19 protein-coding genes are annotated in these 14,410 nt (G+C 57.8%); 6 read left to right on the plus strand and 13 right to left on the minus strand.

What is annotated here, in order from left to right; all coding sequences use genetic code 11:
* Positions 1-47 precede the first annotated feature (47 nt).
* The 10 genes from nifM to BLW10_RS01495 form a co-directional block, all read right to left on the minus strand.
* On the minus strand, positions 48-899 hold the full coding sequence (gene nifM / locus BLW10_RS01450; protein WP_091331894.1) for a nitrogen fixation protein NifM: 852 nt from the start codon (positions 897-899) through the stop codon (positions 48-50).
* 62 nt (positions 900-961) lie between these two features.
* Positions 962-1,414: a nitrogen fixation protein NifZ gene (locus BLW10_RS01455; RefSeq protein WP_091331774.1), complete on the minus strand. Its 453-nt coding sequence runs from the start codon at positions 1,412-1,414 to the stop codon at positions 962-964.
* Positions 1,398-1,748: a nitrogenase-stabilizing/protective protein NifW gene (gene nifW, locus BLW10_RS01460; RefSeq protein WP_091331776.1), complete on the minus strand. Its 351-nt coding sequence runs from the start codon at positions 1,746-1,748 to the stop codon at positions 1,398-1,400. Before nifW ends, BLW10_RS01455 begins: the two co-directional genes overlap by 17 nt.
* Complete coding sequence (locus BLW10_RS01465; RefSeq protein WP_091331778.1) at positions 1,741-2,268, minus strand: hypothetical protein; 528 nt, start codon at positions 2,266-2,268, stop codon at positions 1,741-1,743. The genes nifW and BLW10_RS01465 overlap by 8 nt, the downstream gene beginning before the upstream one ends.
* An 11-nt stretch (positions 2,269-2,279) precedes the next feature.
* Positions 2,280-3,434 carry a homocitrate synthase gene (gene nifV, locus BLW10_RS01470; protein WP_091331780.1) on the minus strand — a complete coding sequence of 385 codons (1,155 nt, stop codon included), beginning with the start codon at positions 3,432-3,434 and terminating at the stop codon, positions 2,280-2,282.
* A gap of 130 nt (positions 3,435-3,564) precedes the next feature.
* A complete protein-coding gene (locus tag BLW10_RS01475; RefSeq protein WP_091331782.1) occupies positions 3,565-4,380 on the minus strand; it encodes an undecaprenyl-diphosphate phosphatase in 816 nt (271 codons plus the stop codon).
* 12 nt (positions 4,381-4,392) lie between these two features.
* Positions 4,393-4,815: a universal stress protein gene (locus BLW10_RS01480; protein WP_091331895.1), complete on the minus strand. Its 423-nt coding sequence runs from the start codon at positions 4,813-4,815 to the stop codon at positions 4,393-4,395.
* Between the two features lie 80 nt (positions 4,816-4,895).
* Positions 4,896-5,891: a DUF4124 domain-containing protein gene (locus BLW10_RS01485; protein ID WP_091331784.1), complete on the minus strand. Its 996-nt coding sequence runs from the start codon at positions 5,889-5,891 to the stop codon at positions 4,896-4,898.
* A gap of 3 nt (positions 5,892-5,894) precedes the next feature.
* Entirely contained in the window at positions 5,895-6,536 is a 642-nt protein-coding gene (pyrE, locus tag BLW10_RS01490) for an orotate phosphoribosyltransferase (protein WP_091331785.1), read from the minus strand.
* Positions 6,537-6,615: 79 nt separating this feature from the next.
* The gene (locus BLW10_RS01495; protein ID WP_177168957.1) at positions 6,616-7,227 is read right to left on the minus strand and encodes a D-sedoheptulose-7-phosphate isomerase; all 612 of its coding nucleotides are present in this window, start codon (positions 7,225-7,227) and stop codon (positions 6,616-6,618) included.
* Between the two features lie 342 nt (positions 7,228-7,569).
* On the opposite strand from BLW10_RS01495, the gene nifB reads away from it, so the two are divergent.
* The 6 genes from nifB to draG all read left to right on the plus strand — a co-directional run bounded on the left by nifB (position 7,570) and on the right by draG (position 11,657).
* Positions 7,570-9,081: a nitrogenase cofactor biosynthesis protein NifB gene (gene nifB / locus BLW10_RS01500; protein ID WP_091331787.1), complete on the plus strand. Its 1,512-nt coding sequence runs from the start codon at positions 7,570-7,572 to the stop codon at positions 9,079-9,081.
* Positions 9,082-9,118: 37 nt separating this feature from the next.
* The gene (locus tag BLW10_RS01505) at positions 9,119-9,397 is read left to right on the plus strand and encodes a 4Fe-4S dicluster domain-containing protein (RefSeq protein ID WP_091331788.1); all 279 of its coding nucleotides are present in this window, start codon (positions 9,119-9,121) and stop codon (positions 9,395-9,397) included.
* 105 nt (positions 9,398-9,502) lie between these two features.
* Complete coding sequence (locus BLW10_RS01510) at positions 9,503-9,787, plus strand: 2Fe-2S iron-sulfur cluster-binding protein (RefSeq protein WP_091331790.1); 285 nt, start codon at positions 9,503-9,505, stop codon at positions 9,785-9,787.
* A gap of 40 nt (positions 9,788-9,827) precedes the next feature.
* Positions 9,828-10,175, plus strand: a complete 348-nt coding sequence (locus BLW10_RS01515) for a 2Fe-2S iron-sulfur cluster-binding protein (RefSeq protein WP_091331791.1) — start codon at positions 9,828-9,830, stop codon at positions 10,173-10,175.
* Positions 10,176-10,177: 2 nt separating this feature from the next.
* Positions 10,178-10,762 (plus strand): nitrogen fixation protein NifQ, encoded by a 585-nt coding sequence (locus BLW10_RS01520; RefSeq protein ID WP_091331793.1) that lies wholly within the window; start codon positions 10,178-10,180, stop codon positions 10,760-10,762.
* Positions 10,734-11,657: an ADP-ribosyl-[dinitrogen reductase] hydrolase gene (gene draG / locus BLW10_RS01525; protein WP_091331794.1), complete on the plus strand. Its 924-nt coding sequence runs from the start codon at positions 10,734-10,736 to the stop codon at positions 11,655-11,657. The genes BLW10_RS01520 and draG overlap by 29 nt, the downstream gene beginning before the upstream one ends.
* Here draG and BLW10_RS01530 read toward each other — a convergent pair.
* The 3 genes from BLW10_RS01530 to pstB form a co-directional block, all read right to left on the minus strand.
* On the minus strand, positions 11,616-12,449 hold the full coding sequence (locus tag BLW10_RS01530; protein ID WP_091331796.1) for an SIR2 family protein: 834 nt from the start codon (positions 12,447-12,449) through the stop codon (positions 11,616-11,618). The genes draG and BLW10_RS01530 overlap by 42 nt on opposite strands.
* Before the next feature lie 235 nt (positions 12,450-12,684).
* A complete protein-coding gene (gene phoU, locus BLW10_RS01535; protein ID WP_091331797.1) occupies positions 12,685-13,455 on the minus strand; it encodes a phosphate signaling complex protein PhoU in 771 nt (256 codons plus the stop codon).
* A gap of 18 nt (positions 13,456-13,473) precedes the next feature.
* Complete coding sequence (pstB, locus tag BLW10_RS01540) at positions 13,474-14,340, minus strand: phosphate ABC transporter ATP-binding protein PstB (protein ID WP_091331799.1); 867 nt, start codon at positions 14,338-14,340, stop codon at positions 13,474-13,476.
* Between the last annotated feature and the right edge of the window lie 70 nt (positions 14,341-14,410).

Genomic DNA, 14,410 nt, shown 5'->3' on the forward strand with positions numbered 1-14,410 from the left:
TTCAGTAGGGTACGCAGTGCGTACCCTACTACTACTTTAGGATACAACTACAACCGCGCCAACCAGTCCTTTTGCGCGGCCTGCTGCTGACTCGCTTCGAGTCGTTCACGGATATGCGAAGCGGCCTGTTCAAACGTCACAACCCGCGCCGGTTCAATGCGCTCGCACCAGAGCAGATGAAAACCAAGCTCCGATTCCAGCACGCCGCTGATCGCGCCGGCTGGCAACGCAAACAGCGCCGCATCGAGTTCAGGATACAACCGCCCTCGCGGCAGCGTGCCGAGTTGCCCAGCTTCGAGCGCCGTCGGGCATTCCGAATGCCGCTGCGCCAGCGTACCAAAGCTATCAGGTTGTGCCTGTAGTTCGGCGGCAAGCTGTTCAATCCGCGCCCGCGCTGCCTCACGGCTGTTCTCGGGATAATCGGCGTTAATCGTAATCAAAATGTGCCGCACGGTGCGCCGCTCCGGAGTAGTGAACTGCGCCGGATGTGCATCATAAAATGCCCGCACCGCCTCAGCCGTGACCGGCGCGGCCCGCGCTCCAACACGCATCATCACCGCATCAAAGATCAACTCACGCTGCAACGCCAAACGCAGTGTTGCGACATCCAGCCCATTGCGGGCGAGATCGGCGACAAACTCGGCTTCATCGGCATAGCGCCGCCGCACCTCAGTGCAGGCTTCAGTTAAGCGCCGTTCAGAAATCACCGTATCGCGGGCTTCAGGGGTACGCAACACCCGCGATTCGAGCGCCCACGTCCGCTCGGCGAGCCGCTCGACTTCGCGCTGTTGCGCCGTTTCCAACGCCTCAAACTGACACTGAAATCGCTGACTCGCCGCCCGCAGGCGGTGATAGCGATATGCAGCGGGCGGAGTGGAATCCTGTGGTTGCGTGGACATCGGCATCGACTCTCGTTCGGTCTTAAGCTGGTCGCTGAATGCTGGCGGCTGAACGCTGAAAGCTATTCCGCCGCTGCCTCGACTTCGCTCAACGCATTCTCTGGCACAATCAGCGTATTGCGGTCAGGAAAATGCACATGATAGGCCACCCCGCCCGGCGCATCTCGTAGCACGCGAATCACCTCGCCGACCTCACCCGGCTGCACCAAAACGCGCCCCTGAATGCCCAGCGGTAGCCGAGCGGCGACCTGATCGCGGAACTCAAAGCGACTCGGAACCCAGGGTTCATCGGCGCGTTGCAGTTCCTCAGCGCGACAGCCGACAATGCGGTCGCTATCGAGAAAATGCACCGAATAAATGATCTGATCTTGCAAAAACGTGCCGACATCGCGCACGAATCCGGTACTACCGCGCCGAATCAGCAACGCGCCGGTTGGTTCGCCCGGGTAGGTGCCATCATTGCGCACATTACGCAACACCCGCACCGCATCGCCGTAGTCATACTCGGGTCGCATGGGCATGACCCTCCAGCAACTCAGCAAGCGGCACCGCGACGCGCCGAGGTTCAGTCATCCGAAATACACGAAAGACTTTCTCAGTACGCGCATCGGAGGTGAGGAAATCGTGATAAGCCATGCGCAGGCGGTCGGTATACAGCGCCCGTTTTGCCGCCACCGAATCGGGCAATTCATCAAGCTGCCCGAGATAATCATGGAAGCGTTGCAAAATATGCAGCCGATTGACCTGCACCACAGCGGGCTGATAATCAATGCCGAAGTAATCTAAAAAATCTTCGGCGCTCACTAATTCACTCAGCTCTAGCTCAAATTCCAAATCATCATCAGTCATCGTCATGGGGGTCGTCTCCAGTGGAGTGAGCCGTGGCCGCGTGCGCCACCTGTTGCAGTTCTAGCACGCCGAGTCGGTCATGCGTATCGAGGGCAACCAGCCGGTCGAGTCGCTCCAGCGCGGCGGGCGCATCACCGAGCCGAAGCAGCAGATAACTCGCGCCCTTGAGCGCAAACAGCACAAAGCGCGTCAACGGCATCGACACCTGTGCGGCGGCGTTCAGATCGGCTTCGGTGAGCGTGCGCCAATCGAGCGGCAGCTTCAGCCGTTGCGCGGCGACTGTGATTGCCCGTTCCGCTGTCAGCAGCGCATCGGCATAGCGATGTTGGTAATAAAAATAGCGATAGAGCGCAACTAACACGGTTAGATGCTGTGGCTCCAAAAAATAAGCGCGGAGCAATGCGCATTCGGCGTCCGGCTCGCCGTAATCGTGCGCAGCTTCAGCCAATAATTGTTCGACTTGCGGGCTAACTGGCTCGTCGAAGTACATCGGCTCGCCGCTGAAATCGAGTAGATCCATCGTGTCTGACCCTATTGCAAGCGGGCGCGATGCGGTGCGCCGATTTCAGTCAAAAAGCGCCGCAGATCGCCGCTATCAGGACTACGCTTGGTCTCGGTGACAAAGCGGCGCACCAGCGGCAATACGCGCTCGGCTTGCTCGGTGTTAAGTTCACAGCGCAGTGTTTCCGCATAAACACATTGCACGGCATGGCGTCCCGAATGCTTGCCGAGCACGAGCCGATGATGCCGCCCGATCTCGGCGGGATCGACGCCTTGATAATTCAGCGGATCTTTCAGCAAACCATCAACATGAATCCCCGCCTCATGCGTGAACGCACCGGCCCCGACCAAGCTTTTATGCCAGGCGACTGGCTTGCCCGATGCCTGCACTACCAGCGCCGAGAGCGCGGCAAAGTCTTTCAGATCCACGCCACAGTCCAGCCCATGCACATGCTTGAGGCCCATGACCACTTCTTCAAGCGCAGCATTGCCCGCCCGCTCACCGAGACCATGCACCGTTGTGTTGACATGCGTTGCCCCAGCGCGGACGGCGGCCAGCGTGTTCGCGGTCGCCAGTCCGAGATCATCATGCGCGTGCATTTCAAGATCGAGATCAACCCGCGCCCGCAGATCGCGCAGCCGTTCGTACAAGCCAAAGGGATCGAGCAGACCGACGGTATCGGCGAAGCGAAAGCGCGTCGCACCGGCGGCCTGCGCCGTCTCAGCAGCTTGCCAGAGAAACTCGGGATCGGCCCGCGAAGCATCCTCACCGCCGACGCAGACTTCGAGTCCAAAATCCTGCGCGAGCCGCACTTTGCGGGTAATTTGCGCCAGCACCCAAGCACGGTTGCGCCCGAGCTTGCGGGTAATTTGTTGATCGGATAAGGGAATTGAGAGATCGACTCGCTGTACGCCCAGATCGCGGCATTGCGCGATGTCGTCGGCGAGCATCCGCGTCCACACCATCAACTGCGCTGAGAGTCCCAATGCCGCGACAGCGCGGATCGACTCGCGTTCTTCCACGCCCATCGCCGGAATGCCGATTTCCAGCTCAGGCACGCCGAGCGCATCGAGACCGCGTGCAATGGCGAGCTTTTCGTCGAGCGAAAACGCCACCCCGGCTGACTGTTCGCCATCGCGCAGGGTGGTGTCGTTGATGATGACCGGATGATCGAGCGGGAACATGGCGCACTCCACAGACAGATTACTGTCGTGTTAAGCATAGAGTGGGCCATGTTTTTTAATGCAGTTAAATCAATCTGTTACGCATTGAGTCGGGCAGATTGGGCTGTGCGGTTTCGGACAATTCGGGCGTTCACCAAGCGACCCAGCCCATATAAGCTGTCAGCAGCACCAGCCCGCCAAAGGCGATGCGATACCAAGCAAACACCTCAAAACTGTGACGTGAGACATAGTGCAGCAGCGCCTTGACCGTCAGCAGCGCGGCGACGAAGGCGGCTAAAAAACCGACCGCAAATACCGGCAGAGCGTCGAACACCAGCAAATCCCGCGCCTTGTAAACATCGTATACGGTCGCGGCAAGCATGGTCGGAATGGCGAGAAAAAACGACAGCTCAGTGGCCGCCTGCCGCGATAGCCCGAAAATCAGGCCGCCCATGATGGTCGCGCCCGAACGCGAGACGCCGGGGAACATGGCCAGCGTTTGCGCAAAACCGACCTTGAGCGCCTCGCGCCAGGTGATCGACTCAACTTCGGTGAAGCGCACCCGAGGCGGACGGCGTTCCAGATAGAGAATCAGCACCCCGCCGGCAATTAACGCAGCGGCGACGGTGAGCGGATTAAACAGATAGGTTTTAATCAGCGAATGCAGGAACACGCCGAGTACAAGCGCCGGCAGAAAGGCAATCAGAATATGCAGCGCGAAGCGTTGTTCCGGCGAGCGCGTCCACAGGCGCATCACCATCTGTGTCAGCCGTTGGCGATAAAACCAGCACACAGCCAGAATCGCGGCAAGCTGAATGACGATCTTAAACACCTTGCTTTGCTCATCGGTATAGTCGAGTAGACTGCCGACGATGATCAGATGTCCGGTCGAAGAAATCGGCAGAAACTCGGTCAGCCCTTCGACGAGACCGAGAAGCAACGCCTTAAATAATAGCCAGCTATCCACGTTGCGCGACCTTTAGCGAACCAGCGTTACGGGCAGATGCGTCAGATGGAGGACTTTGGTCGCCACCGATCCCATTAGCATCTTTGCCAGCCCACCGCGACCATGACTGCCCATCACAATCACCTCGCAGCCCTGTTCGACGGCATAGTCGGCGATGGTCTGGGCGACCGCGCCAAAACGCACTTCAGCCGTGTAAGGCAAACCGGCGGCCTCTAATAACGCGCACGCTGAGCGCAATTCGGCCTCACCTTCGGCGCGTTGAATGGCGGTGATTTCTTCAGCGGTGAGAAAGCGCCGCACTTCCCAGACGGCGACCGGATCGCGGACAGTGAGCAGATGGATGGTGACGGCATCAAACGCCTTGACCAAGCGGATCAAGTAACTGACGGCATGATCTGCCGATTCGGAGCCATCAACGGGCAGTAAAAAAGTCATGTGATTGTCCATAGCCGTGTTTTTCAAACCTGTTTTTTGGATGGAGTATCGAGGATGCGTGCCTGTTCGTGTTCAAGCAGTTAGCGGCGATGCGTGCTGGATTCGCCGGTCACTGCCGCCTGAAAGCCCTGCCGCATTGTCGGTATCGTCGCATCGGCGCACAGCAGACTGGCGGTGCGGCGATTTTTGCACTGAATATCGAGATAAATCTGCACCGGCTGATCGGCGGCTTTTTGCGCCCAAGCGACAGTAAAGGTACGGGTTTCGCGCTCATCATCCTGAAACGCAATCAGCAAGCCGGTTCCCAAGACCTCAAATTCCCGATCTGAATGGGTGCGGACATATTCAACAGCGCGATCCCAATACGCATGACACTGCGCTTGATCGCGACAATTGACCAGCGGCACGGTATCAACATCGGCTTGCGATCCGCTACTCGGCTCGGGCGGCGCAGCGGGCAGACGGCGGAGCACCCGAAACCGCGCCAGCGTCTCGGCAAATTCCGCTTGAATCACCTGTTTTTGCTGTTCATTGGTGATGATGTCGCTGTAGCCGTCGCGGATGGTAGTCATGGCCGTGTCGATCTTGCTCATCAAGTCGATGGGAACCGGTTTGTCGGCCTGTTGCAGGCTCCGCATATCTTGATAGAGCGCAATCAGCGTGCGCGTCTGGTCGCGCATCTGACTGCGTTTGGCTTGAATCCGCGCTTCCGCACCGGCGATCTGGCCAGCTCGCGCTAACTCCATATCCTCAATCGTGCGATACCGCCGCAAAAGCTGTTGATCGGCAGCCTGCTGGCGTTGCGCTGCGCGGGCCTGTTCCAGTTCGGCAGCAGATAGCTTCCCCGGCACGCGCTCGACAACCATCCCCTGCTCGGATAGCCGTGACCGTGCTTTATCGGCCTGATTGGGTGGCACCTTGTCGGTATAGTGTACGGTGCCTTGGTCATCGACCCAGCGATAGAGCATCTGCGCCAACGCTGTGGTCGAGGCCAATCCCAGCGCCATCAGCAGCCAGAGTGCCGCGTGCGGGCGTTGCTGGGCACGCGCTTGGCTGGAATGCGCCCGGGATGACATGGCTTAAATTCCGTAGGTGGTTCGATAGGTGCGCATCGCATCCAGCAGGCCGGAATCCATCTGGGTTTCTTCAAGATAGGCAATCAGATCGGCCATCGTCAGCAAGCTGATAACGGGCAAGCCGAATTGCGCTTCGACATCTTGTACAGCGGACTGTGTGCTCTGGCCGCGCTCTTGACGGTCGAGGGCGATGACCACGCCGACTGGAATCGCACCGGCAGCGCGAATGATGTCAACCGATTCACGCACCGAGGTGCCAGCGGTGATGACATCATCAATGATGAGCACGCGCCCAGCGAGCGGCGTGCCGACGATTAAACCGCCCTCGCCGTGATCTTTGGTTTCTTTGCGATTGAAGGCATAGGGCGTATCACGTCCGTGTTCAGTCGCTAAGAGCACGGCGGTTGCGGCGGCGAGCGGAATGCCTTTATACGCCGGGCCATAGAGCACATCGAAGTCGATGCCAGCGGCTTGAATGCCGTGCGCATAGGCCTGCGCGAGACGGGCGAGACGCTGACCGCTGGCGAACTGACCGGCGTTGAAAAAATACGGGCTGTGGCGGCCCGATTTGAGGGTAAACGCACCAAAACGCAGGGCGCCGATCTCGGTGGCAAACTGGAGTAGATCACGTTGGTAGTCGTGCATCGCGGAAATCCTGTCGGCTAAAGCAGTGGCCGGATAAGTACAGTGTAGCGGTTGCAAGTGTCTTGAGCGATTGCGCCAGTTAGCGATTTAAGGCTTCGACCGCTTCGCACAAAAAGTGCCCGAGCACCAGATGCAGTTCTTGAATGCGCGGCGTTTCACGCGATGGGACAGCAAGCACCAGATCGGTCTGTGCGGGTAGTTCAGCATGAGGTGCGCCGGTCAACAGCACACTGAATACCGAGCGGCTCGCGGCGGTTTCGATCACGCGGCGAATATTGGGCGAACGCCCGCTAGTTGAGAGCGCCCAGAGCACATCACCGGGACGCGCCAGCGCCGCAAGTTGGCGGGCAAAGACTTCATCAAAGCTGAAATCATTGGCGACGGCTGAGGTGGCGCTGGTGTCGAAGCCGAGCGCAATCGCGGGCAATGGGCGGCGCTGTTTATCGAGAAAGGGGCCGATGAGTTCGCCGCTCAAATGGGTTGCTTCGCCGGCGCTGCCGCCGTTGCCGCAGATAAAGAGCGTACCGCCACGTTGAATGGCTTCAGCGGTGCGGGTGGCAGCGGTGAGGGTCGCGGTCAAGAGTTCCGTGTCAGCGCCCACCCGGTCGAGCAGCTCGCGGGTGGCGGCGAGACGGTCGCGCAACACGTTGAGCAATGGCGATGCGGTCTCAGGTGCGGGAGGTGCGGTCACAGTAGTTATCCGGTGCAATTTGATAAGAATGAAGCAAGCGGGCGCGTATTCTACAGTCCAGCGCGTTCGCGCCGCAGGTGAACGATTGAGACAGGATTAACAGGATGTTTCAGAATTGACAGGATTTCTTTAAATACTGGTTTTTTAACTATTTTTAATTCTGTTCATCCTGAAGCATCCTGTTAATCCTGTCTCATGCGCCCCGCTCCGTCCTGTCGCACTTCTCACAAGCGCGGTAGTGCCTGTCAAAAAAAGCATTCCGAATCAATCGCTTAAAAAATAATTCAGATTGGCGCATGATTTGCTTAACCGCCTCCAGACACCTGATTGACCGGAGGCCGCATGTTGGAGTTAAACAGATCAATTCACGGGGCAAGCGCCACAGGCGGCAGCACGCCCGCCGCCGACCGCTTGGCGCAGTTGCCAGCGGCGATCCGCGCCAAGATCAACACCCATCCCTGTTTCTCCGAGGATGCGCATCATCATTATGCGCGGATGCACGTTGCGGTCGCTCCAGCGTGCAATATCCAATGTCATTACTGCAATCGCAAATACGACTGCTCCAATGAATCGCGCCCCGGGGTGGTTTCGGAGCTGTTGACGCCGGATCAAGCGGTGAAAAAAGTGCTCGCCGTCGCCGCCGCGATTCCACAGATGACGGTGCTCGGCATCGCTGGCCCGGGCGATCCGCTCGCCAATCCTGAACGCACGCTGGAAACCTTCCGCCAGCTTGCCGAGAAAGCACCCGACATCCGCTTGTGTGTCTCGACCAATGGCTTGGCGCTGCCCGAGCTGGTCGATGAATTGTGTCAATACAACATCGAACACGTCACCATTACGATCAACTGCGTTGATCCCGATATTGGGGCGAAGATTTATCCCTGGATTTTCTGGAATCATCGCCGTATCACTGGCCGCAAAGCCGCTGAAATCCTGATTCAGCGCCAGCAAGAAGGCTTAGAAAAACTGGTGGCGCGGGGCGTGTTGGTAAAAGTCAATTCGGTGCTGATTCCGGGCGTCAATGATGCGCACTTGCCGGAAGTCAGCCGCGTGATTAAGGCGAAGGGCGCGTTTCTGCATAACGTCATGCCGTTGATCGCCGAGCCTGAGCACGGTACGTTTTATGGGCTGATGGGCCAGCGTAGCCCGACGACCGCTGAACTCGACGCGCTGCAAACCGCCTGCGCTGGGGATATGGCGATGATGCGCCATTGTCGGCAATGTCGCGCTGATGCGGTCGGGATGCTCGGCGAGGATCGCAACCAAGAATTTACCCTCGACAAGATCGAACAGCTCGAAATCGACTATGCCGCCGCGATGCAGCGCCGCGCTCAAGTGCAGGCCGAAATCGAAGCCAAACGCGCCGCTGCGCGTCAGCCGTCGCCTTCAGTGCTGGTGGCGCTGCCGCTGATCGAGCGGCCACGCGCTCAACCTCAGCCCCAAAAACTGCCGACCACGCGCCCGCTGCTGGTTGCCGTAGCCAGTCACAGCGGCACCCATATCGACCAGCATTTTGGTCATGCCCGTGAGTTTTTGATCTATGAAGCGACCGCTGAGGCGGTGCGCCGTGTTGCGGTGCGTTCGGTCGATCTGTACTGCACAGGCGCGGCAGAGTGCGACGATACCGACAATCGGCTGGCGCAGACGCTTCGCGCACTCGACGGCTGCGAGGCGGTGTTGTGTGCGCGGATTGGCTATGAACCCTGGGGCAAGCTGGAAGCAGCGGGGATTACGCCGAATGGTGAACACGCGCTAGAGCCGATTGAGATGGCGATTGCCGCCGTCTATGCCGAGTGGCAAGCAGCGGGGCGGTTGACACCGCAGACCGCCGCGCCAGCGCGGTTGTCGGCGTGAGTGCATCTTCAGACACAGCACACAGGAGCGTCTGCTCATGGCTTTTCAAATCATCGCCGGTTGCGTCAACTGCTGGGCTTGCGCACCGCTCTGCCCGAGTGCCGCCATTGTTGCTGCCACGCCGCATTTTCGCATCGACGCAAAATTGTGTACCGAATGCGACGGCGTCTACGCTGATCCGCAATGCGCCAGCATCTGCCCGATTGAGGGCGTCATTCTCGACAGCGCCGGAGTACCGCTGAATCCACCTGGGTCGCTGACCGGCATTCCACCTGAGCGTCTGGCCGCTGCCAGCGCCGAGATCCGGGCGCGTTAAAGCCTGAAGCGCGTGATGGGGTTGTGTACGCGCCCGCTGTTTCTCAACGCCCCATCGCTGACGACGAACCATCCACACCCAATCCAAACGAAGGAGTCCAGCATCATGGCGAAAGCCAAAATTACGTTTACTGACATCGGTCAAACTGTCAATGTCCCCGCCGGTACCCGTGTCATCGAAGTGTCCGAAAAAATCGGCGCGGGCATTATCTACGGCTGCCGCGAAGGCGATTGCGGCACCTGCATGATGCACGTCGAGGAAGGCTGGAATAATCTCACCGAACCCTCAGTGCTCGAAGAAAAGGTGCTGCGCGAGAACATGGCCAGCCGCCATGATCGTCTTGCCTGCCAAGCCCAGATTTTGGGCGACTGCCGCGTCAAACCGGCCTGAGCAGATTTCACCTCGCTTCGATTCGACGGAGACAATCCCCGTGGCCCTCGTAACCTTTTCCAATCCCGAGTACAAGGACAAAACCGTCTACGCTGTGGCCGGTAGTCACACCGAGACGATTCTGAAGATCGCCAAAGAGCATAAGATCCCAGTCAAGCACGACTGTCAGGATGGCGAATGCGGCAGTTGCATCGTGCGCGTCACCAGTGTGGACGCCAAGCAGCGCATGGGCTATCACCTGACTGATAAGGAAATCAGCGTGTTACGGCAACTCGGCAAGCTGACACAGGAGGACATCGACCGACTGATGCTCGACGATATGCCAAGTGAATGGCGGCTGGCCTGTCAGATGATCGTGCGTGACGAAGATATTCTCGTGGAGTATTGAGCATGTCCACCCTAGCCCGCGACCTAACTCGGGAAGTCGATCATGTCTTCGCCCGCCTGATGGTTCGTGCGGCTGGGGATGACAATGATCGCGCCTTTGCCAGCATGATCGCCACCCGCGCCGCTGGGGGCGGGGCGCTGCCGGCGTGGCTTGGCTTGGATCAAGCCGATTTCAAACGGCTGATGGCCGCGCATTTCCCCGGAATTTCACCGGATGTGCTGGGTGCCGCCGATGGCGCCAGCCCGATTTTGGCGAATCGGCTGAATGAACGCGCTGAATTGCTTGAATTATTATTGACCTATCGCGCACCGTCCGTGCCGTCTGCGCCCTGGATGGCGCAGATCGTCGCCAGCGGCTGCATGGCCAGCGATCATCTCTGGCATGATCTCGGATTGTGGAATCGCGCCGAGTTGACCGCATTGATGCAGCGCAATTTTCCCGAACTCGCCGCCCGCAATGTCTATGATATGAAGTGGAAACGCTTTTTGTATAAACAGTTGTGCGAAGCAGACGGCCTCGCTGTTTGCCGCGCACCATCCTGCGGGGTTTGCGTCGATTATGCCGACTGTTTTGGATCCGAAGATTGAGCAACGTGCGATTGCGGCCTATTTAGGGCTGGCGCTGGGTGATGCCCTGGGCGCGACGGTCGAGTTTATGACCCCGCGTGAGATTCAGGAACACTACGGCGTGCATCGGGCGCTGATTGGCGGCGGCTGGTTGCGGCTGCCGAAAGGTCGCGTGACCGATGATACGGAGATGAGCTTGGCGCTGGGTCATGCCATTCTCACGCACGGCGGACTCGATGCCCGTGCCATCGCCGAAGCCTTTAGTGACTGGATGCGCCGCAAGCCGGTTGACATCGGCCACACTGTGCGGCGCGGTCTGAGTCTTTACCGGCGCACCGGCGTGACCGCGATGCCGGAGCATGAATTTGATGCCGGAAATGGCGCTTGTATGCGCTGTCTGCCGATTGCGCTCTACATGCTTGGCGCGACAACAGATCAGCTTGACCGCGCCAATCAGCTCCAAGCCCACATCACCCATCACAACGCTCTCTCAGATCGCGGCACGCTCACGGTGCTGCAACTGGTGCACTGCGGACTGCGCGGCGGCTCGCGTGAGGATTTACACGCCTGTATTACGGCACTGGTCGCCGCTGAACCGCGTTTTGCCTTTGATGGGCGGCGTCAGGACAATCCGGGCGGCTATATCGTCGAGACGCTCCGCGCCGTGTTTCAGGCGCTATTGAGCACGACCAGCTTTGAAGCGGCGCTGATTGATGTCGTCAATCGCGGCGGGGATGCCGATACTACCGGCGCGATTCTCGGCATGATTGCTGGCGCGTTCTATGGACTTGATGCGCTGCCGATGCGCTGGCTCAAAGCCCTCGAACGCGAGACCGCCCAACACTGTCAGCGGCAGGCGGTCGCGTTGCTGGCGCTAGGCGCAGGCCGCGAGCAGCTCGGCAATATCGGCCTCTAAAATCTCCAGCCCGCGTTTGTCACAAAACCGCCGCTCTTTGTCGGTCGGTTCGGGAATTAACGCCCAGCCGGTCGGCGTCCCCGCCCCATAGCTGAGATCAGCAAATAACATCCGCTCGGTATCGCGCACAAAGCGCAGTCCGAGGCAAACGTATTGTTTGCCGATACGCCGTGTTTTCACAAAACTGGGAATGGCAAAGCCGCCCATCAATTCGGTGAGATAGTCAACATAATCGGCATCTGAGGCGATATAGGTCGCATCGGGGCGTGGACTGCCGAGCGGTTTAAAAAGAATCGGCAGCGTAGGATCAACCGCCGTCTGCTCGACTTCGGTATAGCGTTCGCCATCATGGGCATGAATGCGAAAGCGATAATCGGTGCCGCCGGTGCGAGCAATGCCGCGAATCAGCGTATGCGGACGGGTGGCGTAGCTGTCCTGAAGCTGTAAATCGCGATTCAGATCAATGAGATAAGGCGGCTGAATCTGCGCCAGCCAATCATGCAGCGGCGAGCGTGTCCAAGTGCGCTCGGCGTAGGTGGTATGGAGAAACCGATGCACCGCGCCGCGTCCGCGCTTGAGTTCGACATTCATCGCGGCGCGTGAAAATTCCCACATCAGGCGCGGTGACATCGGCTGACCATTGTTCATGGCCAAAATCAGGCTGTCACTGTCGGCGGGGATCGGTGCGCCGGTTGTCGGATCGACAGCACCCTTGAGAGCACCTGGCCCGAGACAGGGCACGAGATCGCCGCTGATTAAACCGGCGGCGAGCGTTTCAAGACTGGCAGACATCTGTGTTACTTCTACGACAGCGAGGAGAGTGATGGGGGAGTATGCAAGGGGTTTGCCAAATTTTGCTGTCGTACTATTCAAAGATCATATCTTGTGAAGAGTAATAATAACTGAGACAGGATTTTCAGGATTTTCAGGAATAAACAGGATTAAAATTAAACTAAAAATCCTGTCAATCTTGAAAATCCTGTTAATCCTGTCTAATTATTAACTCTAAATTATTAAAATTCAGACATCAATACCCATGATGCCGCAGTGTTTCAATCAAAATCTCACGATTGCGATAGCGGACATCTTGACCGAGCGCGACATAAATCACCTGCTCGGCAATATTCGAGGCGTGCGAGCCGATATGCTTGAGCGCCTGCGCACAATGAAACAACGTAATAGCCTGACGCGGTACCAGCCCATCACTCCCCGAGGCGCTCAATTGCTCGCGGAGCGCCTGCGCTGCGGCATACAGCGCCGGTTCATTTTCAAAAATAGCCAGCGCCTGCGTGACGTCAAAGGTTGTCACGGCATGAACACTGCGCTCAAACATACAGCAGGCTTTATCGTCGAGTGCCTGAAATGCTTCGCGCAATGCTTCAGTCACCAGCACGCCATCGGTTTCTTGCTGGCGCAATTCCAGTGCCTGACGTGCAATCCGCGCCGCTTTATCACCAGCACGTTCAACCTCACCAGCAATTTTGGAGAGCGCCAACACAATGCGCAAATCCACTGCGGTCGGTTGACGACGCGCAATAACGCGAAACACCTCTTCATCGGCATCAAGCGAAAGATAATCGACCAGCGGTTCGCGGTCGAGCACGCGATAGGCTTGTGATTCATCCTCTTCAATCAAGGCTGCGACTGCCGCTTGCGTTTGATCGATGACGCGCTCGCCCATCTGCAAAATAATTGATCGCAGTTTGGCTAATTCTTGATCGTAGCGGCGCACGGTGTGGCCGCCCGTCAGATCCACCGTTGGCTTGGCAAGGGTGGTATCGCTCGTGCTGGATTCCATTCGCATTCCACCTGCGTTTTAACCGAAGCGCCCAGTAATATAATCCTCAGTCAGCTTATGCTGAGGATTGGTAAAAATTTGATTGGTCTCGCCGACTTCAATCAAATCACCGAGATGGAAATAGGCGGTGCGCTGTGATACCCGCGCTGCTTGCTGCATCGAGTGCGTCACAATCGCGATGGAATAATTCGCCCGTAATTCGTCGATCAACTCTTCAATAATCGCTGTAGCAATTGGATCGAGTGCCGAGCAGGGTTCATCCATTAAAATCACTTCAGGTGACACTGCAATTGTGCGGGCAATACACAGGCGCTGTTGTTGACCGCCAGATAATCCCGTGCCAGGCTGATCGAGCCGATCTTTCACCTCATTCCATAATCCAGCTTTGCGCAAACTGGTTTCAACCAGTTCATCGAGTTCAGCTTTATTATTGGTCAAACCGTGAATACGCGGCCCATAAGCGACATTTTCATAAATTGACTTCGGAAATGGATTAGGCTTTTGAAATACCATGCCGACTTGCGCCCGCAGTGGCACCGGATCGAGCGATTTATCATAAATATCTTGCTCGTCGAGCTTAATTGAGCCGGTGACGCGACAGCCATCAATGGTGTCATTCATGCGATTGAGGCAGCGCAAAAAGGTCGATTTACCGCATCCCGAGGGGCCGATCATCGATAACACTTCGTTTTTGCCAATATCTAGGCTCACGCCTTTAATCGCTTGTTTTGCGCCATACCACACATCAACACTGCGGCAGGTCATGCGCGGATCGGCGACCGTGACATCGCCAACAGTGGCGCTGGATGGCCGGTCTTTTGCTAGATCGGCGGAGCTAATGGCACCTGTCGTCGTCTTGTCCATTGTTTCAACCAGGGTATTCATAATGTTACCTCGCGCTCGCCCCGCGTCGGGCGCTGTAAAACGCCAGCACGTGGGGCGAGATGATGGATAT

Origin of the sequence: Allochromatium warmingii, assembly GCF_900107145.1 — a bacterium.
GTDB classification, from domain to species: Bacteria; Pseudomonadota; Gammaproteobacteria; order Chromatiales; family Chromatiaceae; genus Thermochromatium; species Thermochromatium warmingii.